The organism is Burkholderia sp. MS455, assembly GCF_016899445.1.
Taxonomy (GTDB): domain Bacteria; phylum Pseudomonadota; class Gammaproteobacteria; order Burkholderiales; family Burkholderiaceae; genus Burkholderia; species Burkholderia pyrrocinia_C.
This window is the reverse complement of record NZ_CP041778.1, coordinates 601,696-625,294: the sequence shown is the minus strand read 5'-3', so window position 1 is coordinate 625,294 and position 23,599 is coordinate 601,696. Positions and strand designations below refer to the sequence as shown.

The 23,599-nt window shown below is 65.2% G+C and carries 22 protein-coding genes; 4 read left to right on the top strand and 18 right to left on the bottom strand.

Annotation, left to right across the window (positions count from 1 at the left end):
- Positions 1-70: 70 nt before the first annotated feature.
- The 6 genes from FPJ27_RS07280 to FPJ27_RS07255 all read right to left on the bottom strand — a co-directional run bounded on the left by FPJ27_RS07280 (position 71) and on the right by FPJ27_RS07255 (position 6,703).
- Positions 71-1,933, bottom strand: a complete 1,863-nt coding sequence (locus FPJ27_RS07280) for a methyl-accepting chemotaxis protein (protein WP_204422479.1) — start codon at positions 1,931-1,933, stop codon at positions 71-73.
- A gap of 133 nt (positions 1,934-2,066) precedes the next feature.
- Positions 2,067-3,038 carry a hypothetical protein gene (locus tag FPJ27_RS07275; RefSeq protein ID WP_204422478.1) on the bottom strand — a complete coding sequence of 324 codons (972 nt, stop codon included), beginning with the start codon at positions 3,036-3,038 and terminating at the stop codon, positions 2,067-2,069.
- 48 nt (positions 3,039-3,086) lie between these two features.
- Entirely contained in the window at positions 3,087-3,746 is a 660-nt protein-coding gene (locus FPJ27_RS07270) for an OmpA family protein (RefSeq protein WP_204422477.1), read from the bottom strand.
- Between the two features lie 39 nt (positions 3,747-3,785).
- Positions 3,786-4,550 (bottom strand): flagellar motor protein, encoded by a 765-nt coding sequence (locus FPJ27_RS07265; RefSeq protein WP_204422476.1) that lies wholly within the window; start codon positions 4,548-4,550, stop codon positions 3,786-3,788.
- 13 nt (positions 4,551-4,563) lie between these two features.
- Positions 4,564-5,802, bottom strand: coding sequence for a cyclic nucleotide-binding domain-containing protein (locus FPJ27_RS07260; protein WP_204422475.1), 1,239 nt, complete (start codon positions 5,800-5,802; stop codon positions 4,564-4,566).
- Between the two features lie 238 nt (positions 5,803-6,040).
- On the bottom strand, positions 6,041-6,703 hold the full coding sequence (locus tag FPJ27_RS07255; protein ID WP_204422474.1) for a glutathione S-transferase family protein: 663 nt from the start codon (positions 6,701-6,703) through the stop codon (positions 6,041-6,043).
- A gap of 288 nt (positions 6,704-6,991) precedes the next feature.
- Between FPJ27_RS07255 and phaZ the strand changes: the two genes are divergently transcribed.
- Positions 6,992-8,329: a polyhydroxyalkanoate depolymerase gene (gene phaZ / locus FPJ27_RS07250; RefSeq protein WP_204422473.1), complete on the top strand. Its 1,338-nt coding sequence runs from the start codon at positions 6,992-6,994 to the stop codon at positions 8,327-8,329.
- 139 nt (positions 8,330-8,468) lie between these two features.
- On the opposite strand, the gene FPJ27_RS07245 is transcribed toward phaZ, so the two are convergent.
- The 12 genes from FPJ27_RS07245 to kdpA form a co-directional block, all read right to left on the bottom strand.
- Positions 8,469-8,939 carry a hypothetical protein gene (locus tag FPJ27_RS07245; protein WP_204422472.1) on the bottom strand — a complete coding sequence of 157 codons (471 nt, stop codon included), beginning with the start codon at positions 8,937-8,939 and terminating at the stop codon, positions 8,469-8,471.
- A 62-nt stretch (positions 8,940-9,001) separates the two neighbouring features.
- On the bottom strand, positions 9,002-9,139 hold the full coding sequence (locus FPJ27_RS07240; RefSeq protein ID WP_177318382.1) for an HHHH-motif protein: 138 nt from the start codon (positions 9,137-9,139) through the stop codon (positions 9,002-9,004).
- 343 nt (positions 9,140-9,482) lie between these two features.
- Positions 9,483-9,917: a cupin domain-containing protein gene (locus FPJ27_RS07235; protein ID WP_072439159.1), complete on the bottom strand. Its 435-nt coding sequence runs from the start codon at positions 9,915-9,917 to the stop codon at positions 9,483-9,485.
- 203 nt (positions 9,918-10,120) lie between these two features.
- A complete protein-coding gene (locus FPJ27_RS07230; protein ID WP_034182162.1) occupies positions 10,121-10,888 on the bottom strand; it encodes an ATP-binding cassette domain-containing protein in 768 nt (255 codons plus the stop codon).
- A gap of 24 nt (positions 10,889-10,912) precedes the next feature.
- Positions 10,913-11,626 (bottom strand): ABC transporter permease, encoded by a 714-nt coding sequence (locus FPJ27_RS07225; RefSeq protein WP_204422471.1) that lies wholly within the window; start codon positions 11,624-11,626, stop codon positions 10,913-10,915.
- Complete coding sequence (locus FPJ27_RS07220) at positions 11,623-12,312, bottom strand: ABC transporter permease (protein WP_174420146.1); 690 nt, start codon at positions 12,310-12,312, stop codon at positions 11,623-11,625. Before FPJ27_RS07220 ends, FPJ27_RS07225 begins: the two co-directional genes overlap by 4 nt.
- Before the next feature lie 156 nt (positions 12,313-12,468).
- Positions 12,469-13,242, bottom strand: a complete 774-nt coding sequence (locus FPJ27_RS07215; RefSeq protein ID WP_105389655.1) for an ABC transporter substrate-binding protein — start codon at positions 13,240-13,242, stop codon at positions 12,469-12,471.
- 309 nt (positions 13,243-13,551) lie between these two features.
- Positions 13,552-14,274: a response regulator gene (locus tag FPJ27_RS07210; protein WP_034182158.1), complete on the bottom strand. Its 723-nt coding sequence runs from the start codon at positions 14,272-14,274 to the stop codon at positions 13,552-13,554.
- The gene (locus FPJ27_RS07205) at positions 14,271-15,950 is read right to left on the bottom strand and encodes a DUF4118 domain-containing protein (protein WP_204422470.1); all 1,680 of its coding nucleotides are present in this window, start codon (positions 15,948-15,950) and stop codon (positions 14,271-14,273) included. The genes FPJ27_RS07210 and FPJ27_RS07205 overlap by 4 nt, the downstream gene beginning before the upstream one ends.
- Before the next feature lie 80 nt (positions 15,951-16,030).
- Positions 16,031-18,055 (bottom strand): potassium-transporting ATPase subunit KdpB, encoded by a 2,025-nt coding sequence (kdpB, locus tag FPJ27_RS07200; protein WP_204423095.1) that lies wholly within the window; start codon positions 18,053-18,055, stop codon positions 16,031-16,033.
- 71 nt (positions 18,056-18,126) lie between these two features.
- The gene (gene kdpC, locus FPJ27_RS07195) at positions 18,127-18,837 is read right to left on the bottom strand and encodes a potassium-transporting ATPase subunit KdpC (RefSeq protein WP_204422469.1); all 711 of its coding nucleotides are present in this window, start codon (positions 18,835-18,837) and stop codon (positions 18,127-18,129) included.
- 10 nt (positions 18,838-18,847) lie between these two features.
- Positions 18,848-20,551 carry a potassium-transporting ATPase subunit KdpA gene (kdpA, locus tag FPJ27_RS07190; RefSeq protein WP_204422468.1) on the bottom strand — a complete coding sequence of 568 codons (1,704 nt, stop codon included), beginning with the start codon at positions 20,549-20,551 and terminating at the stop codon, positions 18,848-18,850.
- Positions 20,552-21,108: 557 nt separating this feature from the next.
- Between kdpA and FPJ27_RS07180 the strand changes: the two genes are divergently transcribed.
- The 3 genes from FPJ27_RS07180 (at position 21,109) to hutC (ending at position 23,590) form a co-directional block, all read left to right on the top strand.
- Positions 21,109-21,423 carry a hypothetical protein gene (locus FPJ27_RS07180; protein ID WP_072439143.1) on the top strand — a complete coding sequence of 105 codons (315 nt, stop codon included), beginning with the start codon at positions 21,109-21,111 and terminating at the stop codon, positions 21,421-21,423.
- 162 nt (positions 21,424-21,585) lie between these two features.
- Positions 21,586-22,713, top strand: a complete 1,128-nt coding sequence (locus FPJ27_RS07175) for a porin (RefSeq protein WP_072439141.1) — start codon at positions 21,586-21,588, stop codon at positions 22,711-22,713.
- Positions 22,714-22,894: 181 nt separating this feature from the next.
- Positions 22,895-23,590 (top strand): histidine utilization repressor, encoded by a 696-nt coding sequence (hutC, locus tag FPJ27_RS07170; RefSeq protein WP_011548284.1) that lies wholly within the window; start codon positions 22,895-22,897, stop codon positions 23,588-23,590.
- The last annotated feature ends 9 nt before the right edge of the window (positions 23,591-23,599 follow it).

Sequence of the window (23,599 nt, the reverse complement as noted above, 5' to 3'; positions counted from 1 at the left end):
TAAAACGGCTGCCGTGAACCCACGGCAGCCGTCCCTCAGAAACGTCTCATTCTAAAACGCGAAGCAGACTTTATTCATCCACCTTGAAAGCCGATACAAGCTTAGTCAATTCCGCCGCCTGCTGCTTCAAGCTCTCGGCCGCCACCGCGCTCTCCTCTACCAAAGCCGCATTCTGCTGCGTCATCTGATCGAGCGACTGCACCGCATCCCCAATCTGATCGATCCCAGCACTCTGCTCCAGGCTGGCCTCAGCAATCTCGCTCATCATCGCGCTCACGCCTTGAACCTGCGACACAACATCCCTCATCACCTTCCCCGCCTCACTAACCAACCGCGACCCGGTATTCACCGTCCCCGCGCTATGTTCGATCAGCGCCTTGATCTCCTTCGCCGCCTGCGCGCTACGCTGCGCCAGATTCCGCACCTCCGAAGCAACGACAGCAAACCCGCGCCCCTGCTCCCCAGCTCGCGCCGCCTCCACAGCCGCATTCAACGCAAGAATATTCGTCTGAAACGAAATACTGTCGATCATCACGATGATCTCGGAGATCCGCTGCGACGCGTCGCTGATCTGCTCCATCGTGCTCACCACCTCACCCACCACCTGCCCGCCGCGCGCCGCCGCATCCGACGCGCCGTTAATCATCTTCGCGGCCGTCGTCGCCGTCTCCGTGTTGTTCCGCACCACGGCCGTGATCTCTTCCATCGACGAAGCCGTCCGCTCCAGGTTGCTCGACTGCCCTTCGGTGCGTTCGCTCAGATCCGCATTCCCCGAAGCAATCTGCGCCGACCCGGTCGCAATCGACGCGGAAGCCGCCCGAATCCGGTGAACCAGCGTCGACAGCGACGACACGAACCGGTTGAACGCATCCGACAACTGCCCGATCTCGTCCTGGCTCTCGACCGTCATCCGGCGCGTCAGGTCACCCTGGCCGCTCGCAATCTCCGACAGCAACGTCGCCGCACGCCGGATCGGCGCGGCAATCGCGCGCCCGACCAGCCAGATCACGAGCAGCGCGACACCAAGCCCAACCACGGCCGCAACCAGCGCCGCGCTGCGGATCGCACGCGTCACCGGCCCGAGCAGTTCCGCCTGCGGCACCTCGACGACGACATACGCATTCAGCTCCGGAATGAATGACGTCGCGATGAAGCGCGCGCCGCCGTCGCCGTTGTAGCTCAGGTACGCATACGGCTTGCCGGCCAGCAGCGTCGACGACGCATCGTCAGGCAGCCCCGGCTGATCCTTCATGAAATGCTTGCCGTCGATCAGCGACGTATCGCGATGCATCATGATCGCGCCGTCGGGACGCACGAGATACGCGAATCCAGTCTCGCCGATCCGGTAAGCGGCAATGCCCTTCGCGAGCGCATCGACGGACAGGCTCATGCTCGCCGCGCCGACCGGCACGCCGTCGAGTTCGACGCGGCTGTTGATGAACATCATGTAGCCGCCGACGGTCACCTCGTGATCCATGTTCACGTCGAACGCCTTGCCGGACGACAGGAAACTGGTCAGCCACTGATCCTTGTCGGTAACCTTCCGCTGCAGGCCGGCTTCGTTGTAGTAGTTGCCGCTCTTCACCGACACCCACTGCACGGACGCCGCCTTCTGCTCGTCCTTCACGTTCTTCGCAAGCTGGATCCAGTTGCGCGTGCCGGCGTTGGGTTCGCCGTCCGCTTCCCATTGCAGCAGGAACGCATCGCGCGCGAGAATACGCGACGCGGCGATCGGCCCGGCCATCTGCCGCTGCACGTCGGCGCGAATGCCGCTCACTGCCGTCGGCAACTCTTCGCGGACGACGCGGTCACGCACCGCGTTGCCGATCAGGCGGATGCTCAGTCCGCTCGAAATCGCGACGAACACGAGCAGGCAACTCGTCATGCTGAGAATCAGCTTGTTCTGAATGGAAAGCTTGCGCCAGAAATGCATGGGGAACCCTCGATAACCGCTCGGTCTGAGCCAGTTTGAGTTATCGGCATGCACGCGCAGAAGCGCATCGCTGATTTCAGATGCCCATCATATTAAGTTCGATATATCTCCGTATCGATGGGAATCTCGCCGCTTATTCGGGTGATCGCTGCTGTCCGGTCACGCATGGTGCGTTCGCGCAATGTTGGACGTCAGGCGTATCGGCAGGCTTGGCACCGTCGCCAGTGGGCAAGAGCGTGACCCGGTATTCATACACGGCAACGGCAAGCTTGAAGCCGACCGCGATGGTAACAGTCAGAATCAGAAACGAGGCAATGGCCATCTGCAACAACGAGAACTGTGCTTCATCCGGGTATGCAACGTCGATATTATCGAGCAACCGCGCCAGTTCGTCGTACCCGCCGTCTTGAATCTTGGCAAGTAACGGACGCATGCGAACCAACATGTCGGTTACCGCAGTTCGTTTCTCAATCGCATCGGTTGCCTTCTCGATTTTTTCGATCATCTGGCTCACCGTCGGCGGAGTCATGCAAATGTCCGCTGGCACCCCCATGACGCACGTCCGTTCGGTCAACTCTTGGATCCGCGTCAAGTTCGCTGTGATCTCTCTTTGAGTCGGCCGCAAGAATCGCGCGTCGAACGATGTATACGAAACCACCAGCGAAAGCACGGCGCCCAGCACCGACATCGCTGCGAATACTTCGCCGATCATCTTGTACAGGCTGCGTTTTCTTTCGACTCGGTTCTTGAGCTGGTTCTTCTGCTCGTCTCGTGCTTCCTCCGGCAGTTCACGGACTTCCAACTGCGCCGCCATCAGCGACCGATGCCGCATGACTCCGATCAACGCTAAGTAACCCAACGCCAACGGAAGCGGTATCCATCGCCACTGGCTCAGCGACGTGAAAGTGATATGTCTTGCGATCCATTGCCCCGGCCAAAAATGCCAAGCCCAGGTAATCGCCAAGGTAAAGACAATCGTCTGAATGACCAGATTTCTAAGCGACAAATCGGCCGTCGACACACGCATCAACAGTGCGGCGAAAGCGCGAACACGTCGTTCCCCGGTGCGCTCTGCAACGGCCCCGGCACTATTCTCGGTCGACATCTACAAATTCCCTCAAGTTCAAATCTTGGGTGAGCGTGAGCAATCCGCTCAATACGCAACGAAGATCGTCACGCGCCGATTCCGCGCCCGCGCAGCGGTATCGTCGCCCGTCACGAGCGGCTGCGTATCGGCCCGCCCGATCGCCGCGAGCCGGTGCGGCGCCACGCCGCGCACGGTCAGGTAGCGCACGACGCTTCCCGCGCGCGCCGACGAAAGCTCCCAGTTCGATTCGTATTTGGCGTTCGCGATCGGAACGTTGTCCGTATGCCCTTCGACGAGAATGTCGCCGGTCGCATGCTCGCTCAGTGCCTGCGCGATCTGGTTCAGCACCTGCGACGAATCGGGCAGCAAGCGTGCATCTCCGACGTTGAACAGGATCTTCGCGTCGATGCCGATCTCGACGCTGTGCGGTGCCTTCACCAGCGAAATCCGCCCGTTCGTCTTCAACTTATCGAGCAATGCAAGCCAGGCCGGCGCACGTTCGGGCACAGCGGTACTCGCAGCGCCACCGACATGTCGAGCGAGCGTCTGGTATCGCGCATCGAGTGCGTTGTATTTCGCGAGTTGGAGCACATACAGCGCGAGAAACAGCACCATCAGCGTCGTGATGAGATCCGCGTACGAAATCAGCCAGCGTCCGGACTGCGTGCCTTCGAGATCGTCGTGGTCGCGATCGGTGGCGGTCGTGCCATCAGTTCGGGCTGTCATGCCGAAGATCCCTGTTCGTCGTACCGCATACGCAGCACATCACGCGAGCGACTCGGCCGCACGCCCGCGCACATCGCCGGTCAACCGCGTTTCGATCGTATGCGGCGACTCCTTGCGCGAGATCGCCAGCAATCCGTCGAGATACAGCTTGCGAAACCGCAGCTCGCTATCGATCTGCGCGCGCAGCTTGCCGTAAAGCGGCAGAAACACGAGGTTCGCAAACGCCAGCCCGTACAGCGTCGCAATGAACGCAACCGCGATACCCGGCCCGAGTTGCGCGGGTTCGAGAATATGGCTCGTCACCTGCACGAGCCCGAGCACCGATCCGAGAATGCCGAACGTCGGCGCATAACCGCCAGCCTGCTGCCACACGCGCGCGGCGGCCAGGCGGCTGCGCTCGTATGCATCGAGTTCGCGCTGCAATGCATCCTCGAGCACGGCGGTCGACACGCCGTTCGCCAGCAGTTCGAGCCCGCGGCGCGCGAACGGATGAATGCCGCTCACGTCCATCGATTCGAACGCGAGCAGCCCGTCGAGCTTCGCGCGATCGCCCCATTCGAGCAGGTCGGACAGGTGCTTGCGATCGACCTCTCTCGCACGCACGAACGCGAGCCGCAACTGCCTCACCGCGTCGAAAAAACGTGCCCAGGTGTTCTGGATCATCACCGCGCCGAGCGTGCCGCCGAGCACGATGACGAGCGCCTCGAACTGGAACAGCATCGAAAAATGCCCGCCTTCCAGCGCGAAACCGAACACGATCGCCGCGCCGCCCAGCACCACACCGGCCAAGGTCAACAGATCCATACGCCTCCCCGTGTCACGCATCCGACGCCACGGACGCCGCGCCCGTCGCCGGCGCCTTGGCCGCGCGCACGGCATCCAGCACGCGCTGCTCGATATCCTCGATCTCGATCGGATCGAGCTTGAGCTCGCGGCGCATCACCCACGACACCTCGTTGCGCCGCGCCTCGGTCATCACGGAAAACAGCTTGTCGGCCACCGCGCGATCGTCGAGGTTCGCGATCAGCTTCGCGAGATCGTACGTATCGAACGTGCTGATCACGTCGAACAGCGTGCGCTGGTCGACCCACACGAGATCCTCCAGCGCGCGCACGTCGCCGCCGCGACGCGCGTTGCGCCGCGAGAAGTACGCAACGCCCTTCTGCTCGACGTAACTGAGCACCTTCGATTTGCGGAACGCGAACACTTCGTCGGCGATCTCGCCGTTCGACAGCTTGTTGAGCAACAGCGTCTTCTCGACGCCGATCAACGATTCGAGATCGGCCAGTTCGATAAGCTCGAGTTCGCTGTTGATCGACAAGTCGAGATCGTGGTCCGCGACCTGCTGCGCGCGATCGATCACGCGCGCGGCATCGAACGTGACGACCTGGCGCGCATCCGACGAAGCCGCATAGTCGGCTGCACCGCCGACATGGTCGGCCTGCGCGGCTTCGATCGTGACGAGATTGAGCTTCTCCATGCGTCGCAGCATCGCGAGCACGTGCGGTCGCGAGTGGCCCGCAATCGCGCGGCATTTGCGGATCACTTCGGCGAGCGGCACCGAGGTTTCGGTCGCATGGGCCTGCATCGGCCGGCGCGCCCACCCGTCGCCGGATTCGCGCGCATCGGCGCCGGCCATCAGCGACAGCACATGCGCATACGACAGCACGCCGGGCATGAAGTCCGCATGCGTGTAGGTCGCGAGCTGATCGTCCTTGCGCTTCACGCGCCGGATCATCGTTCGCACGATATGGCGCAGCAGCGCCGACACGCGCTCGATTTCTTCATCGAGCATGCCGGCCGGCACGACCGTGAGCTGACAGAACGAAAGCGCCTTCGCGGTATGGGCGCGCGGCTCGGCGGCGAGCAGCGCCGATTCGCCGAAGAACTCGCCGCGGCCGAGCGTCGCGACGATGACGCGCTTGTCGTCGCACCGCGTGGACAGCTCGACCTTGCCGTCGGTGATCAGAAAGATCACGGGCTCGCCCGCGAAGCCCTCCGAGTAAATGATTTCTCCGGGCGCCGCTGTACGCGTCCACGATTGCTGACGATTCACGTCGATTCCCCTGCTGCGCTGAATGTTGCAGACTGCGCGCCGCACATCGAAAGCATGCGTGTCGCGAGTCGTCCCCGTGACTCGTTTACGTCATCGAGCTCAACATCCTTTAGGGAATTCGCACTCGGTTTAACCCGGAATCAAGGCAAAACGTTTGCGCATTGCGCAGCTGCATCGAGAATCCAATTTCGCTGCTTGCGCGTGTAGTGCAATTGAAAGCGCGCCGCGATCGCGCGCATCAAAACTCCATGTCGAGTTCGTCGATGTCTTCCTGCTCCGCTTTCGCCGCGTCGATCCACTCCGCGACGAACGGATGCGCGAGCACGCGCATGCAGTACTCGGCGATATCCGGCTCCAGCTTCACGTCGTAGGTCAGGAAGCGCGTGACGACCGGCGCATACATCGCGTCGGCGATACCGATCTCCGCGCCGAACAGCCAGGGGCCGCCATACGCGGCCAGACACTCGCGCCAGATCGTCACGATCCGCTGGATGTCGTGCTGCGCGCGCGACCAGATCCGGAAGCCGGGGAAATGCGCGCGCAGGTTCATCGGCAGCGCGGAGCGCAACGCGCTGAACCCGGAATGCATCTCGCCGCAGATCGACCGGCAATGCGCACGCGCATGCCGGTCTTCAGGCAGCAGCCGCGCCTGCGGCCGGATTTCGTTCAGGTATTCGGCGATCGCGAGCGTATCCCACACCTTGTTGCCGTCGTGCGTCAGGCATGGCACGAGAATCGACGGCGACAGCAGCAGCAGCTCCGCGCGCGACGCGGCATCGATCGGTACGCTGACGGTGTCGAACGCCAGGCCGCTCAGCTTCGCGAGCAGCCAGCCGCGCATCGACCACGACGAGTAATTGCGGCTGCTGATGGTCAGCGTCGTCTGTCCGGTTGATTCCATGTCGCTCCCCTGCTGAAAGCCGTTCGTGCCCCTGCACCGAAAGCGGACGCCGCACCCGTCACCCGCACCACGCCTGTGCGGCATATTCGCCGAACCGGCGCGACGCCGCACGGTATTGCAGCACGGGCCGCGCGCCGGACCGGCCCGGCAATGCATCGCCTTCGGCCGTCCGTCGTCGCGTGCCACCTGCGCCACCGCGTTCCCGAACCACTCGCAACGCGCGTGCCAGCCGCACGCTGGCACACGGCTTGCCTCGTTCAATACAACGCAGCGCAACGAGCGACGGTCATGAACCTGTTTGCCTATCCGTTATACCAATGGTCTGCCGAATGCCTGCGCCCGGCGCGCGCATGGGCTGCGACCACGCGCGCGACGATGTCGCTGTGGCCCCCAACTACGTCAATACCGACGGGCCGCATGCTCGACGCGCTGTGCGAGCTGCTCGAATGCTGCGCGTTCTCGCACCGGCGTCCGCCGTTCGGAATCGCGTCGATCGTCGTCGACGGAGAAACGGTGCCGATCGTCGAGGAGGCGGCCGCGGCCACGCCGTTCGGCACGCTGCTGCATTTCCGCAAGGCACTGCCGGTCGCGCGCCAGCCGCGCGTGCTGATCGTCGCGCCGATGTCAGGGCATTTCGCGACGCTATTGCGCGGCACGGTGCACACGATGCTGGCCGACCACGACGTGTACATCACCGACTGGCACAACCCGCGCGACATCCCGTTGACGGCTGGGCGCTTCGGTTTCGACGAATACGTCACGCACGTGATCGACTTCATCCGCCAGGTCGGCCCGGACACGCATGTGCTCGCGATCTGCCAGCCGACCGTCGCCGCGCTCGCGGCGGTCGCGCTGATGGCCGCCGGCGGCGATCCGGCGCAGCCCGCGAGCCTGACGCTGATGGCCGGCCCGATCGACTGCCGCGTGAATCCGACGAAGGTCAACGCGCTCGCCACGAGCCAGCCGATCGAATGGTTCGCGAAGAACCTGATCAGCGTCGTGCCGACCGGCTTCGTCGGTGCGCAGCGGCGCGTGTATCCGGGCTTCGTGCAGGTCGGCGCGTTCATGTCGATGAACCCCGACCGGCATGCGGCATCGTTTGCCGACCTGTATTACGAGCGCGCGAAAGGCGACCCCGCGAAAGCCGACACGCTGCGGCATTTCTACGACGAATACTTCGCGACGGCCGACCTCACCGCGGAGTTCTATCTGGAAACGGTCGAGAAGGTATTCCAGCAATACGCGCTCGCGCGCGGCGAACTGACGGTGGGCGACAGGCTCGTCGAACCGGCGGCGATTCACCGCACCGCGCTATTGACGATTGAGGGCGAGAAGGACGACATCTGCGCGGTGGGCCAGACGGTCGCCGCGCAGGAGCTGTGTTCGGGGTTGCCGTCGTATCTGAAGACGCACCACGTGCAGACGGGTGCGGGCCACTACGGCGTGTTCAACGGCAGTCGCTGGGAAACGCAGATCTATCCGATCGTGCGCGCGACGATCCATGACAACGAGCCGTACGATCGCACCGCGGATGTGGAAGGCAACGCAAACGGCGCGCACTACGTCACGTTGCGTGCGCTGCTCGATGCGCGCACAACCGAGCACGATACGGCAACCGAAACATAATCGCATCGTGCGCACTGAACCGGTGCTGCGACGCAACCGCCGGCGTTGCAAATGAATCGCCCCGCCGGGGTGGCGGGGCGTGATTTCCTGCAGCGTTCAGACGACGCGCAAGCGAACGAACTCGCGCGCCCTGCCCGCGTTACGAACAGGCCTTGCCGTGCGACGCGTGGAAGCCCTTCGCCTTCGCATCCGTTTCCGACATGTAGCTGCCGTGCTTCGTCTTGCCGTAGTACTTGTCGGTCGAGCAGTGATAGACCTTCGTGCTGTCGTTGGCCCACACCTTGCCCGCGCCGCCGCCCGGCGCCGCAGCGGCGGTCGTCGCGGGGGCGCTCTTCGCGGGCGCGGCACCGGACGCGGCGGCAGCGGAAGCCGCCGTCGCAGGCGCCATCGCGGCCGGCGCGCTGGCTGCTGCCGCCGACGATGCGCCGTACCAGGTCTTCACACCCTTGTGGCCGGCACATGCGCCCTTCTTCGATGCACCCGAGTAGAACGAGCCGTCCTTGCACAAACCGGTCGTTCCGGCCGGCGCGCTGGCCGGAACCTGCGCGAACGCACCGATCGACACCCCCATGCCGGCGACGAGCGCGGCGATCAACATCGTCTTTTTCATAGTCCTCTCCTGATTTGCCTGAATGGTGAAAGCGTCCCGGGCATCCCCGGTGAAAGCCACGGTTACCGCACCCAGCGGCACATGCGATGGTGGTGATGATCGAAATGGCACACACGGTGCGAATGGGCTTCGGCAAGCGCCGGAGCGAGAACGGCGCATGCCACTGCGGTGGCCGTCAGGATCTTTGCGATGCGCTTCATGGAACTCTCCCGGGTAGTCAGCCGGTCATCCGGCCGGTACCTCCTTAACGCCGGCCGCCGACAGGCCGTGCACCGCGCAGCCCGCAATTGACGATCTTTGACACCGCGTAACAATCCGTCACGCGAAGCTGACGAATCTCTTTCCTTTCTTTCCGGACCTTCAGCTTCCCGACCCTTCGGAATTCGAATGAACGGATCGAAGGGGGATGAAGGTCGTTGGTGTCAGCGAGGCACGCGGCGGCTTCCGGGAAGGATCAACAAAAAACCGCCCGAAGGCGGTCCGTCGCAAACGTGCACACGATGCGCGTCGGTCGGCGCATGCGCGCGCCGGAAAACCGGGCAACTACGCGCCCGTCTCGCCCCACGGCGTCGGCGGAGGCACGGCGCACGGCCCTTCGACGTCGATCGACTTGAAATCGGCGGGCCCGACGATCTCCAGATACTCCATGTCCGGCGAGTAATCGAACAGGTAGTGGACGATCCCCGGTGCCTGGTGCACGCAGTCGCCGGCGGACACCAGCGTTTCCTGCTCGCCGTACATGAAGCGCGCCCAACCCTTCAGCATGAACACGATATGGAACTCGGCCTCGTGACGGTGCCAGCCGGTGCCCGCCGTCGGTGCATGATTCGCCCTGACGAGTTGCGCGACGACCTTGCCGTTCGTCGCGGCCGCGATGCCGAGATCGCGATACAGGAAGAAGTCGCGCAGGCCTTCTCCTTGATACGCGGTGTCCTGCGGCTTCACATGGGAAAAATGGGTTGTTGTCGGTGTGCTCATCGCGTCGCTCCCTCATCGAAAGGATCACACGTGACAAGCATTTAGCGTTCCAGCGTGTGCGGATCGACGGGGTCGAGCCCGAGTGCGGGCCGCGCGGCGGCCTTTGACGGACGCGCTCGCGCAACTGCAAGCGTACTTCAATCTCCGCATCGCCCGGGACGCCATTGCGGCTTCACGGGCGATGCACAACGCTGCCTGCTTGCTTACTTCAACCGCCCCGACAAAAACTGCCCGAGCCGTTCGCTCTTCGGATTCACGAGAATCTCCTGCGGATTCCCTTCCTCCTCGATCTTCCCCTGGTGCAGGAAGATCACGTGATTCGACACGTTGCGCGCGAAGCCCATCTCGTGCGTGACGACGACCATCGTGCGGCCCTCCTCGGCGAGCTTCTGCATCACCTTCAGCACTTCGCCCACCAGTTCCGGATCGAGCGCCGACGTCGGCTCGTCGAACAGCATCACTTCCGGCTCCATCGCCAGCGCGCGTGCAATTGCAACTCGCTGCTGCTGGCCGCCCGACAGGTGCGACGGATACATGCCCTCGACGCGCGGTGCGAGGCCGACCTTCTCCAGATACTTGCGCGCCCGCGCGATCGCTTCATCCTTGCCGATCCCGAGCACCGCCATCGGCGCCTCGATCACGTTCTCCAGCACCGTCATGTGTGCCCACAGGTTGAAGTGCTGGAACACCATCGCCAGCTTCGTGCGCATCCGCTGCAGTTGCTTCTGGTCGGCCACGCGCAGCGCCCCGTTGCGGTCGCGCGTGGTCTGGATCGGCTCGCTGCCGATCGTGATCTGCCCCGAGCATGGCTGCTCGAGGAAGTTGATGCAGCGCAGGAACGTGCTCTTGCCGGAGCCGCTCGAACCGATGATGCTGATCACGTCGCCGGCCTTTGCCTTCATCGACACGCCCTTCAACACCTCGTTGTCGCCGAATTTCTTGTGCAGGTTATCGACTGTGAGCTTGTACATGCTTGGTCCTTCGTTGCGAATGCATTAATGGCCGCGCGGCGAGAGGTACGCGAGCCAGCGCGTCTCGAGCTTGCGGAACGCCCAGATGAGCGCGAACACGACGGCGGCATACAGCACGGCTGCGATGCCGTAGGCCTGGAACGACATGTATGTCGCCGAATTGACGTCGCGCGTGACCTTCAGGATGTCGGGCACGGTCGCGGTGAACGCGAGCGTGGTCGCGTGCAGCATCAGGATCACCTCGTTGCTGTAGCTCGGCAGCGAGCGGCGCAGCGCGGACGGCAGGATGATCCGCGTATAGAGCTTGAAGCGCGACATCCCGTACGCGAGCCCGGCCTCGATCTCGCCGGCCGACGTCGCCTTGATCGCGCCCGCGAAAATCTCCGTCGCATACGCGCATTCGTTCAGCACGAACGCGAGCAGCGTGCAGTTCATCGCGTTGCGGAAGAACGTGTCGAGCAGCACGTGATCGTGCACGACCTGCAGGCTATAGATGCCCGTGTAGCACATCAGCAGCTGCACGTAGAGCGGCGTGCCGCGGAACACGTACGTATAGAGCCACACGGGGCCCGAGATCCAGCGGTTCGACGATGCGCGCGCGATCGCGAGCGGCACGGCCAGCGCGAAACCGAGCGCGATCGACACGACCAGCAGCCACAGCGTGATCGCGAGGCCGCTGAAGCGGTAGCCGTCGGTGTACAGATAGCTTTGCCAGTACTGGCTGACGAGTTCGATCACAGTGCGAGCCTCCGGACGCCGACGGAATAACGCTTCTCGAGGTGATGCAGCACGACGTTGGACACCGTCGTGATCGCGAGGTAGATCGCGCCCGCGGCCAGCGTGAAGAAGAAGAAATCGAGCGTGCTCTTGCCTGCGTCCTGCGACGCCTTGACCACGTCGGCGAGGCCGATGATCGACACGAGCGCGGTGGCTTTCACGAGCACCTGCCAGTTGTTGCCGATGCCGGGCAGTGCGAAGCGCATCATCTGCGGGAACAGGATGCGGCGAAACACGCGCCAGCCGCCCATTCCGTACGCGAAGCCGGCTTCGAGCTGGCCGCGCGGCACCGCGAGGAACGCGCCGCGGAACGTCTCGGTGAAGTACGCGCCGTAGATGAAGCCGAGCGTCACGACACCGGCCACGAACGGATCGATGTCGATCTGGTCCCAGCCGATCAGGTCGGTCGCGTTGTTCAGCAGGATCTGGATCCCGTAGAACAGCAGCAGCATCAGCACGAGGTCCGGCACCGCGCGGATCAGCGTCGTATAGAAAGTGCCGATCGACTTGAGCACGCGGTTGGTCGACAGTTTCGCGCCCGCGCCGGCGAGCCCCAGCACGAGCGACGCGGCGAGCGACAGCACCGCGAGCTTCACGGTCTCGACCGTGCCGGCCCACAGCAGCGGGCCAAATCCTTGGAAGATCATATAAGGGGTCCAGAACGATGTGGCTGGATTGTCAATAGCCATTAACCGCGCATCAAACGATATCTACGCACTACCTGATGCCACCTGCTCATCAAGCCTGACGCATCCCGTAACGCGGGCGGCGCGCACCGTAACCGATGCGCGCCGCATGGACGGTCAGCCGCCGTAGACGTCGAACGCGAAGTACTTCTTCTCTAGCTTCTTGTACGTGCCGTCCTTGATGATGTCGGCGATCGCGTGGTCGATCTTCGCCTTCAGGTCGGCGTCGTCCTTGCGCAGGCCGATGCCCGCGCCGTTGCCGAGCGTCTTCGGATCGTCGATATCCTTGCCGGCGAAATCGAAGTTCGCGCCGCGCGGCGTCTTCAGGAAGCCGATCTCGGCCTGCACCGCGTCCTGCAGTGCCGCGTCGAGGCGGCCGGACATCAGATCCTGGTACACGCCGTCCTGGTTCTGGTAAGGCACGACCTGCACGCCCTTCGGTGCCCAGTAGGCCTTTGCGTAGGTTTCCTGAATGGTGCCCTGCTCGACGCCGACCGACTTGCCCTTCAGCGATTCGGCCGTCGGCTGCAGGTTCGCGCCCTTCTTCGCGACGAGGCGCGTCGGCGTGTTGAACAGCTTGTCGGAGAACGCGATCTGCTCGGCACGCGCCGGCGTCATCGACATCGACGACAGCACGCCGTCGAACTTCTTCGCCTTCAGCGCCGGAATCATCCCGTCGAAGTCGTTCTCGATCCACACGCATTTCGCCTTCAGGCGGGCGCAAATCTCGTTGCCGAGATCGACGTCGAAGCCGACCACCTTGCCGCTTGCGTCCTTCGATTCGAACGGCGGATAGCTGGCGTCGACGCCGAACCGGATCGTCGACCAATCCTTGGCGTGGGCACCGACCGCGATGCAGGCAAGGGCAATACTGAGCGCGAGTTTCTTCATGGCGTTCCTGTCAGAGGCGAACTGGGCAGGGGTCCCGGCGGACAGCCCGCACCGGCGCTGCCGGCACGGCGGCTTCGCCGCAACCCCTTCCAACCCGGAAATCGCCATGTCTAGCGACGCTCCAAGTTGTACATACAACTTTGCCTTTTCGAGGGCATCGCCAGCAATCCGTGTTTATCTCTAATTGTCGGATCATTAAGATTGACGACCGATAACTCCCTTAAATTTCAATTAATTACGGATTGCGCGATGCTGAATTCCGGCTTTCTCGATGCGTAAGGGAGCGGCTGGAAGGCACGCAACACCTGTCTAGACCTCGCGGGTCGCTCCGACCGTTTCCAGTCCGACCAGCCGGTAGCCGAACTGCAGTTCCGTCAGCAGGTGCCGCGGCCTCGCCGGCACCGGTTCGAGTTTCTGCCGCAGGTTCGTCATGTACACGCGCACGTAGTGCGCGCGGTCCGCGTCGTGAATGCCCCACACCTCGGCCAGCAGTTGCCGCGCGGCGATCACGCCGCCGCGCGCGCGGATCAGCGCGGCGAGCAGCCGGAATTCGAGGCGCGTCAGATGGACGGGCTCGCCGCCGCGCACGACTTCATGCCGGCCGAGATCGACGGTCACGTCGCCGAACCGCACGATCGACGACGCTTGCCCGTCCGCCGACACGAACGCCGCGCGCCGCAACAGCGCACGCGCACGCGCAAGCAGTTCCGGCACGCCGAACGGCTTCGCGAGGTAGTCGTCCGCGCCCGCGTCGAGCGCCGCGACCTTCTCCACTTCCTGCTGCCGCGCCGACAACACGATCACGGGCACCGTCGACCACTCGCGCAGCTCGCGGATGAACGCCTTGCCGTCGCCGTCCGGCAGCCCGAGATCGACGATCACGAGATCGGGCTTGCTGCTCGACGCATACATCCGCGCCTCACGGGCCGTCGACGCCTCGCAGGCGTCGAGCCCTTCCTGTTCCAGCGCCATCCTGACGAAGCGGCGGATATCGGATTCGTCTTCGACGATAAGTACGCGCGATCTGATCATGTCCGGCTCTCGTGTTCGATGTCGGGCGGCGCGCCCAACGGCAGGCGAATCTCGAACCGCGCGCCGTGCGGATCGAGCGGCACCGCGCGGATCGAACCGCCGTGCGCGTTGACGATGCTGCGGCACAGTGCGAGCCCGAGCCCCACGCCGCTGATCGACGACTCCTTGCGTTCGCGCTCGAACGGTTCGAACAGCGGCTCGGTGTTGCGTGCGACGAAACCGGGCCCGTCGTCCTCGACGAACACGTACAGCGTTTCGCCGAACACGCGTGCGCGCACCGACACGACCGCATCCGCGCCCGCGTACTTCGCGGCGTTGTCGAGCAGGTTCATCAGCACGCGCTCGATCAGCAGCGCGTCGACGTCGATCAGCGGCAGGTCGACGGGCAAGTCTGCGCTCACGTCGCGGCCGGCCAGCACGCCGGCCGAATGCGCGAGCGCGCTGCCGACGATCTCGTCGAGCATGTGCCACTCGCGATTGAGCCGCACGCCTTCGCTCTGCATGCGCGCGAGATCGAGCAGGTTCACGACGAGCCCGTGCAGCGCCTCGGCCTGGTTGCGGATGCCGTGCGCGAGCGCGGCCGGCTGCCCGTCCGCCAGACGTTCCGGCCGCTCCAGCGTCTCGGCGAGTCCGCGGATTGCGGTGAGCGGCGTCTTCAGGTCGTGCGACACGGCGGCCAGCAACGCGTTGCGCAACCGCTCGCCTTCGATCCGGACGAGCGTGTGCTGCGCGACGTCGACGTAGTGCACGCGTTCGAGCGCCATCGCGATCGACGAGCACAACGCGTCGATCAGGCGGCAATCGTCGGGGTCCGTCGGCACCGGCTGCGCGTCGCCGAACAGCACGAGCACGCCGCGCACGCGCATCGGCGCCTTCAGTGGCAGGTACTGCGCGGCCGCGCGCTCGAACAGCGCCATCCCGCACCCGGCACCGCGCGCCTGCTGGTATGCCCAGCGCGCGATCGGCGTTTCGACGAACCCTGCGTGTTGCGTCGGCATCAGCCGGTCATTCTCGTCGGGCAGCACGAGCGCGACGCGCACGCCGAGCAGCGACGCGATCGTGCCGGTGCAGATCGACGCGATCTGCTCGGTCCCGATCGCGGCCGACAAATCGTGCGCGACGCGCGCGAGCGCCGCCGAGCGTTTCTCGTTCGCGCGCGCGGCGCGGGCCTCCGCGCGCAGGCGCGCCGCGAGCTGGCCGATCGCGAGCGCGACGGCCAGCATCAACGCGAACGTGAACACGTATTGCGTATCGGACACCGCGAACGACAGCCGCGGCTCGACGAAGAAGAAGTCGAAGCAGCCGACGCAGACGAACGCGGCCCACGCGCCGGCCAGCCGGCCGAGCCGCAGCGCGATCAGCACGACGGTCATCAGGAACAGCATCACGACGTTCGACAGGTCGAACACGCGCAGCAGCGCGCTCGCCGCGAGCGTCGCCAGCGCGCAGACGAGCGTGGCCCACAGCAGCGGCGCCGCGTACTGCGACACCCAGATGCGCGTGCGCGGGTGCGCTTCCCGCACAGCGAGCCCCGGCCGCGTGTCGGGCCCGGCGCCCGCGATGCGCTCGGCGATGCCCGCGCACGCACGCAGCACGACCCGCCAGCGGTCGCGGCCTGACGCGGGTTCCGGCAGTACCCTCTCCCGCCGATTCGCTTCGTTCACGTTCACATCCATGATCGCTTCCGGCAATTGAAACGCCGAACGGCCCCGCGCACGCCGCGACAGCGTGAGCGGGGCCTCGACGGCGCGTTCGGTCAGATAAACGGCGTCAGCAGCATGTCGATCAGCTTGATGCCGATGAACGGCGCGATGATGCCGCCCACGCCGTAGATCAGCAGGTTGCGCCCCAGCAGCGTCCCGGCCGGCTCCGCGCGATACTTCACGCCCCTCAGCGCGAGCGGAATCAGCGCGACGATGATCAGTGCATTGAAGATCACCGCCGACAGGATCGCCGACGTCGGGCTGTGCAGCCCCATCACGTTCAGCGCGCCGAGCGCCGGATACGTCGCGACGAACGCGGCCGGGATGATCGCGAAATACTTCGCGAGATCGTTCGCGACGCTGAACGTGGTCAGCGCGCCGCGCGTCATGATCATCTGCTTGCCGACCTCGACGACCTGCATCAGCTTCGTCGGGTTGCTGTCGAGGTCGACCATGTTGGCCGCCTCCTTCGCCGCCTGCGTGCCGCTGTGCATCGCGACGGCCACGTCGGCCTGCGCCAGCGCGGGTGCGTCGTTGGTGCCGTCGCCCGTCATCGCGACGAGGTGGCCCTTCGCCTGGTGCTCGCGGATCAGCCGAAGCTTGTCTTCGGGCGTCGCTTCGGCAAGGTAATCGTCGACGCCGGCCTCCGCCGCGATCGCGGCCGCGGTCAGCCGGTTGTCGCCGGTGATCATCACGGTCTTCACGCCGACCTTGCGCAGCTCGGCGAAGCGCGCGGCGATCCCGTGCTTGACGATGTCCTTCAGCTCGATCGTGCCGAGCACGCGCAAGCCGTCGGCGACGACGAGCGGCGTGCCGCCGCGCCGCGCGATGTCGTTGACGGCCGCCTCGACCGCGTGCGGAAACGCGCCGCCGAGCGCATCGACGTGCGCGCGGATCGCGGACGCCGCGCCCTTGCGCACCTGCCGCTCGCCGATATCGAGGCCGCTCATCCGCGTGCGTGCGCTGAACGGCACCGCGATGCTGCCGTCGCTCGCGGCCACCTCCAGCGAGAAGCGCCGCTTCGCGAGCGCGACGATCGAGCGCCCTTCGGGCGTCTCGTCGGCGAGCGACGACAGTTGCGCGGCCTCGGCCAGCGCGCGCTCGTCCACGCCGGGCGCCGGCCGGAACTGCACGGCCTCGCGGTTGCCGAGCGTGATCGTGCCGGTCTTGTCGAGCAGCAGCACGTCGACGTCGCCGGCCGCCTCGATCGCGCGGCCCGACGTCGCGAGCACGTTCGCGCGCATCATGCGGCTCATCCCGGCGATGCCGATCGCCGACAGCAGCGCGCCGATCGTCGTCGGGATCAGGCAGACCAGCAGCGCGATCAGCACCGTCAGGCTCACGGCCGCGCCCGATGCGTTCAGCAGCACGCTGAATTGCGAGAACGGCAGCAGCGTCACGCACACGAGCAGGAAGATGATCGTCAGCGCGACGAGCAGGATCGTCAGCGCGATCTCGTTCGGCGTCTTGCCGCGTTTCGCGCCTTCGACCATCGCGATCATCCGGTCGAGAAACGCTTCGCCGGGTTGCGCGGTGATCTTCACAACGATCCAGTCGGACAGCACGCGCGTGCCGCCCGTCACCGACGAGAAATCGCCGCCCGACTCGCGGATCACCGGCGCCGATTCGCCGGTAATTGCCGATTCGTCGACCGACGCGACGCCGTCGATCACTTCGCCGTCGGCCGGAATCGTGTCGCCGGCCTCGACGAGCACGATGCTGCCGGCGGCAAGCTCGTCGCTCGGCACGCGATGGCTGGTACTGCCGTATTGCTTCGGTTCGTCGAGCACCTTCGCGTACACGCGCTTGCGCGCCGCGCGCAGCGCGTCGGCCTGTGCCTTGCCGCGCCCTTCGGCCAGCGCCTCGGCCGCGTTCGCGAACAGCACGGTGAACCACAGCCAGCACGCGACCGCGAAGATGAAGCCGGCCGGCGCATCGCCGGTGCCGGTCAGCGCCTGCAGCCACAGCGCGGTCGTGACGATGCTGCCGAGATAGACGACGAACATCACCGGGTTCTTCAACTGCACCTGCGGCGCGAGCTTGCGGAACGCCTCGCGCAGCACGGCGGTCCAGCGCATCGGCGGCACGCCGCCGATCGGCATGGCCGCGGGGTTGATCGGGGTTTCGATATGGGACATGAGTGACTCCGTTATTCCTGCTCTTTCTGCGCGCCGGCTGCGTGGCCGAATGCGCGGTCGAGCGCGAGATTCAGGTCGAGCACGCGCACGCGCGATTCGCCGAGCACACCGAGCTGGCGCGGTGCGGCGATGCGATCGACCAGCGCCGTGACCTTCGCGGCATCGATGCCGCGCGCATGGGCGACCCGCACCGCCTGCAGCCGCGCGTTCGCGACCGAGATCTCCGGATCGAGCCCCGACGCGGACGCGGTGACGGCGTCCGCCGGCACCAGCGTGCCGTCGGCGAGAGCGTTCTGCTGCCGGTACGCACGCACGCGCTGCGCGATATCCGCGAGCAGCTTCTTGCTGGTCGCGCCCTGGTTGCTCGCGCCGCTGCCGGCCGCGTTGTACGGCTGGTCGACCGTCTTCGACGGATCGGCCGGATCGGTGCCGACCGTCGCGCTCGGCCGCGAATGGAAGTAGCCGGCGCGCGTGAAGTGTTGCCCGATCACCGCCGAACCGATCGTCGTGCCGTCACGCTGGACGAGACTGCCGCGTGCCTGCGCCGGGAACAGCGCGTTCGCGACGCCCGTGGTCAGCAGCGGATACGCGATGCCCGTGACGAGCATGAACAGCACCGACGATGCGATCACGGGCCGCACGAGGCCGCGCGTCGCCGCGCCGAACGAAGAACCGGGTGCCGGTGCGGCGACGGCCGCTGCCTGGCGATTGCGTTGCATCATGATGTTTCCTTCAGAACAGTTGGCCGCCCGACATCAGCAGGTGCTCGACGACCGGGCCGAGCGCGAGCGCGGGCAGGAACGTGAGACCGCCGACGACGAGGATCACGAAGATCAGCAGGCCGGCGAACAGGCCCGTCGACGTCGACAGCGTGCCGGCGCTTTCGGGCACGCTTTTCTTCGCGGCGAGGCTGCCCGCGACCGCAAGCATCGGCAGCAGCGTCAGGTAGCGGCCGATCAACATCGCGAAGCCGATCGTCGTGTTGAAGAACGGCGTGTTCGCGTTCAGGCCCGCGAACGCGGAGCCGTTGTTCGCCGTGCCCGACGTGTACGCGTACAGCACCTCGCTGAAACCGTGCGGGCCGAGGTTCGCGAGGCTGTCCAGCGTCGAATGCAGCATCGCGGCCAGCGCGGTGAAGCCGAGGATGCTGAACGGATGCGCGAGCACCGCGAGCATCACGAGCTTCATCTCGCGCGCCTCGATCTTCTTGCCGAGAAACTCCGGCGTGCGCCCGATCATCATCCCGACGAGGAACACCGTGAGGATCGCGAACGTGAACAGGTTGATCAGCCCGACGCCGTCGCCGCCGAACACGTTGTTCAGCATCATCTGCGCGATCGGCACGAGCCCGCCGAGCGGCGTCAGCGAGTCATGCATCGCGTCGACCGAGCCGGTGGTCGCGGCCGTCGTGACGGTCGCGAACAGGCTCGTCTGCGCGATGCCGAAGCGCATCTCCTTGCCTTCCATGTTGCCGCCCGGCTGCACGGCGCTCATCTGCTGGTCGACGCCGAGCCCGGTCAGCAGCGGATTGCCGTGCTGCTCGGCCTGGTAGATCACGGCGAGGAAACCGACGAACATCACGACGAACGCACCGAGGATCACCCAGCCCTGGCGGCGCCGGCCGATCATCGCGCCGAGCGTATAGGTCAGCGCGGACGGAATCAGCAGCATCGACAACATGTGCAGCGTGTTGGTGAGCGGCGTCGGGTTCTCGAACGGATGCGCGGCGTTCATGCTGAAGAAGCCGCCGCCGTTCGTGCCGATGTGCTTGATCGATTCGAGGCTCGCAACGGGCCCCATCACGATCTGCTGGCGCGTGCCTTCGAGCGTGGTCGCCCATGCGTCGGACGCGAGCGTCTGCGGCATGCCCTGCCATACGTACACGAGCGCCATCGCGAAGCTGAGCGGCAGCAGCACGCGGTAGGTCACGCGCGTGAAATCGACCCAGTAGTTGCCGATGTCGGCCGCGCTCTTGCGGCTCAGCCCGCGGATGAAGCCGCCCGCGGCCGCGATGCCGGTCGCGGCGCTGACCATCATCAGGAACGTGATGACGGCCATCTGCGAGAAGTTCGACAGGCTGCTCTCGCCCGCATACGCCTGCCAGTTGGTGTTCGTGATGAACGACGCGGCCGTGTTGAACGCGAGGTCGGGGCTTTGCGCGGCGCGCTGCAGCGCATCGAACGGCAGCGCGTCCTGGATGCGCAGCAGCAGATAGCCGAGCAGCATCATCCCCGCATTGCCGAGCAGCAGCACCATCCCGTAGCGCTGCCACGACATCGCTTCGTCGGGATTCACGCCGAGCAGCGCATAGGTGCGGCGTTCGACCCACGCGTGACGCGGGCTCGTAAAAGCGTGCGCAAGCCATTTCCCGACGACGGGCACCAGCGCCAGCATGATCGCGAGAACGATCGCGAATTGAATCAGATTGTTGAACATGTCGACGCTCGCTCAGATCCGGTCGAGACCGGTGATGAAACCGGCCGTCAGTGCAAAAAACGCAAGCGTGAACAGTACGAAAAGCAGATCGCTCATGACATTCACCGATATTTTCGAATTCCTGTTGAATCGCGCCGATCAATACCGCTCGGGCTTGATCAATGCATGAAACAGATAGATAAAGAGCGCGATCGATAACGCGCCGGTGATCCACAACATGGCTTTCCCCTTTTGTTCGTATGCGCGGAATATCCACGCGATCGTCGGCGTATCGGGCCTTGCCGCGTCGGCACGGGCCCGGATGACACCCCCATGCTCATCTGGAGAACGGGATGCGACAGTGTAGAAATCCGCGTATCAAAGCGGTGTTCAATTTCCTTACGGGGAATAAAAAAGCTGTAAAGACGAAAGCCGCCGGTCGCGATGTTTTTTTATATGTTCTTTTCAGCGCCGGTGCGAGTCTATACACCGTATCGTCACGGCGATTCCTAGAATGAGAGCCATGTCCACACGAGATCTCCGCGGTGCGGAGAACGATGCGACCCGGGGATGAACGCATGAAACCGACCAGAACCGAATCCGCCGCTTCACGCGAGCTGCCGCCCGTTCGTTCGCGGCGCCGGTGCCCCGCGGACGAACTCGTGCTGCTGTCGATCCACGTCGAATCGGACAATCTCGCCGTCGTACGGCGCCTGCTGCATCAGGCTGTCGGCGCCGCGCTCAATTTCTATACAGCCGCGATCGACAAGCGCACCGGGCGCGCGTGCATCGAGCTCGAAGTCGCGCGGTCGCAGGCATCGCCGGCGATCATGGCGATCCTCCGCCTGCTGCCGGCCGCCGAGTTCGGCACGATCCGCCTGTTGCAGCACTAGCCGGCAGCCGTTTCGGCCGCGCGACGCCTCCCTTTAATCGATTCGAACGCACGCATCCGGCACGAACGGGCGCGGTTCTACACGAACCGAACGCGCTCGCGCCGGCGCGCGCGACGAATCGCCGTTCCCGTCGTTACGGGCCTTTCCCAGGAAGCAAAAATAATGAAGAAAGCAGTCGTCGGTACCCTCTCCCTCGCGTTATTCGGCGCCGCCGCGCATGCGCAAAGCAGCGTCACGCTTTACGGGATGCTGGATGCCGGTATCGCCTATACGAACAACCAGTCGGGCAAAAGCGTGTGGCAGCAAGGCAGCGGCCTGCTGTCGAATACGGTCTTCGGGCTGAACGGCAACGAGGATCTCGGCGGCGGCCTGCACGCGCTGTTCCGCCTCGAGAGCGGCTTCAACCTGAACAACGGCACGCAGTCCTACCGGAACACGATGTTCGGCCGCCGCGCATACGTCGGCCTGCAAAGCGACCAATACGGCGCGCTGACGCTCGGCCGGCAATACGACTCCGTGGTCGACTATCTGGGCCCGCTGGCAATGGCGAACAACGGCGACGGCAACAACCTCGCGTCGCATCCGTTCGACAACGACAACATCGACGATTCGTTCTACATCGACAACGCGGTGAAATACACGAGCCCGACGCTCGCCGGCTTTCAGTTCGGCGGCCTGTACGGGTTCAGCAACGCGGCCGGCGGCTTCGCGAACAATCGCGCGTACAGCGCGGGCGTGTCGTATGCGAACGGGCCGGTCAGTCTCGGCGCCGCGTACCTGCAGCTCAACCGCGGCGGGCTGACGGCCGGCGGTGCGCTGTCGACGAACGATGGCCCGAACTTCCCCGCCGTGCGCCAGCGCGTGATGGGCGCCGGCGGCAGCTATGCGTTCGACCGGCTGACGGTCGGCGCGCTGTGGACGCATTCGATGTTCGACGAAACGGCCGCGTCGTCGCTGCCCGGCGCGCTGAACGCGCTGCGCTTCGACAACTACGAGATCAATGCGCGCTATGCGCTGACGCCGGCGGTCTCGTTCGCGGGGGCCTATACGTTCACCGAAGGCCGCTACGACGACGCGGCCGGCAGCCACCGGCCGAAATGGCACCAGGTGACGCTGATGGCCGACTACGCGCTGAGCAAGCGCACCGACGTGTATGCGGAAACCGTGTACCAGCACCAGTTCGGCGTGCCGTCGGGCGCGCCGCTCGGGTTCGCGAACGTCACCGGGCTCGCGGCTTCGTCGACGAACACGCAGGTGGTCGCGACGGTCGGCATCCGGCATCGGTTCTGACCGCGCGCAGGCCATCGAAGGCCGGTCGCCCTGTGCAATCCCGCATGGACGCGCGCCGGCCGAACAGGGATCATTCGGGGAATCCGGGCCCGCGCGCCCGCGAAACCGGTACACTCGGCGCGGGCGCGCGCCGGATCGGCATTCGGCGGCGGGCCGCTGCCGACTCTCGAATCGCGATCCCATGACCACACCGATCTATCAGGAAATCAAGGACTTCATCCTCGCGCGCATTCACGCCGGCGAATGGGCGGAAGGCGACCAGGTGCCGTCGGAGAACGAGCTCGCGCGCGAATTCAACGTCGCGCGGATGACCGTCAACCGCGCGCTGCGCGAGCTGACGGCCGAACAGGTGCTCACGCGCACGCGCGGCTCGGGCACGTATGTCGCATCGCCGAAGTACGAATCGACGCTCGTCGCGATCCGCAGCATCTCGGACGAAGTCGCCGCGCGCGGCCACGGCTATCGCGCGCAGGTGCTGCAGGTCGGCGCGGCCGTCGCCGATGCGAAGCTCGCCGACGAACTCCAGCTCGACACCGGCAGCCCGATCTTCCATTCGCGCGTGCTGCACTTCGAGAACGACACGCCCGTGCAGCTCGAGGAGCGCTGGGTCAATCCGGCCTGCGCGCCCGAATACGCATTGCAGGACTTCACGACGACAACGCCGAACCAGTACCTGACACGCGTCGCGCCGTTGCAGCGTGTGGAATACCGGATCGAGGCCGCGATGCCCGACGCCGAAACGCGCCGCCATCTGACGATGGACGACCGCGAACCGTGCCTGCTGCTGCATCGGCGCACGTGGTCGCAAGGGTTGGTCGCGTCGGTCGCCAATCTGTGGCACCCGGGCAGCCGTTACCGGTTCACCGGGCATTTCTGACGCGCGGCC

Coding starts and splice junctions, on each gene's coding strand:
- FPJ27_RS07280 (WP_204422479.1), bottom strand. CDS start 1,933: ATGCATTTCTGGCGCAAGCTTTCCATTCAGAACAAGCTGATTCTCAGC.
- FPJ27_RS07275 (WP_204422478.1), bottom strand. CDS start 3,038: ATGTCGACCGAGAATAGTGCCGGGGCCGTTGCAGAGCGCACCGGGGAA.
- FPJ27_RS07270 (WP_204422477.1), bottom strand. CDS start 3,746: ATGACAGCCCGAACTGATGGCACGACCGCCACCGATCGCGACCACGAC.
- FPJ27_RS07265 (WP_204422476.1), bottom strand. CDS start 4,550: ATGGATCTGTTGACCTTGGCCGGTGTGGTGCTGGGCGGCGCGGCGATC.
- FPJ27_RS07255 (WP_204422474.1), bottom strand. CDS start 6,703: ATGGAATCAACCGGACAGACGACGCTGACCATCAGCAGCCGCAATTAC.
- phaZ (WP_204422473.1), top strand. CDS start 6,992: ATGAACCTGTTTGCCTATCCGTTATACCAATGGTCTGCCGAATGCCTG.
- FPJ27_RS07245 (WP_204422472.1), bottom strand. CDS start 8,939: ATGAAAAAGACGATGTTGATCGCCGCGCTCGTCGCCGGCATGGGGGTG.
- FPJ27_RS07240 (WP_177318382.1), bottom strand. CDS start 9,139: ATGAAGCGCATCGCAAAGATCCTGACGGCCACCGCAGTGGCATGCGCC.
- FPJ27_RS07235 (WP_072439159.1), bottom strand. CDS start 9,917: ATGAGCACACCGACAACAACCCATTTTTCCCATGTGAAGCCGCAGGAC.
- FPJ27_RS07230 (WP_034182162.1), bottom strand. CDS start 10,888: ATGTACAAGCTCACAGTCGATAACCTGCACAAGAAATTCGGCGACAAC.
- FPJ27_RS07220 (WP_174420146.1), bottom strand. CDS start 12,312: ATGATCTTCCAAGGATTTGGCCCGCTGCTGTGGGCCGGCACGGTCGAG.
- FPJ27_RS07215 (WP_105389655.1), bottom strand. CDS start 13,242: ATGAAGAAACTCGCGCTCAGTATTGCCCTTGCCTGCATCGCGGTCGGT.
- FPJ27_RS07210 (WP_034182158.1), bottom strand. CDS start 14,274: ATGATCAGATCGCGCGTACTTATCGTCGAAGACGAATCCGATATCCGC.
- FPJ27_RS07205 (WP_204422470.1), bottom strand. CDS start 15,950: ATGGATGTGAACGTGAACGAAGCGAATCGGCGGGAGAGGGTACTGCCG.
- kdpB (WP_204423095.1), bottom strand. CDS start 18,055: ATGCGCTGGACCGCCGTGCTGCGCGAGGCGTTCCGCAAGCTCGCGCCG.
- kdpC (WP_204422469.1), bottom strand. CDS start 18,837: ATGATGCAACGCAATCGCCAGGCAGCGGCCGTCGCCGCACCGGCACCC.
- kdpA (WP_204422468.1), bottom strand. CDS start 20,551: ATGTTCAACAATCTGATTCAATTCGCGATCGTTCTCGCGATCATGCTG.
- FPJ27_RS07180 (WP_072439143.1), top strand. CDS start 21,109: ATGAAACCGACCAGAACCGAATCCGCCGCTTCACGCGAGCTGCCGCCC.
- FPJ27_RS07175 (WP_072439141.1), top strand. CDS start 21,586: ATGAAGAAAGCAGTCGTCGGTACCCTCTCCCTCGCGTTATTCGGCGCC.
- hutC (WP_011548284.1), top strand. CDS start 22,895: ATGACCACACCGATCTATCAGGAAATCAAGGACTTCATCCTCGCGCGC.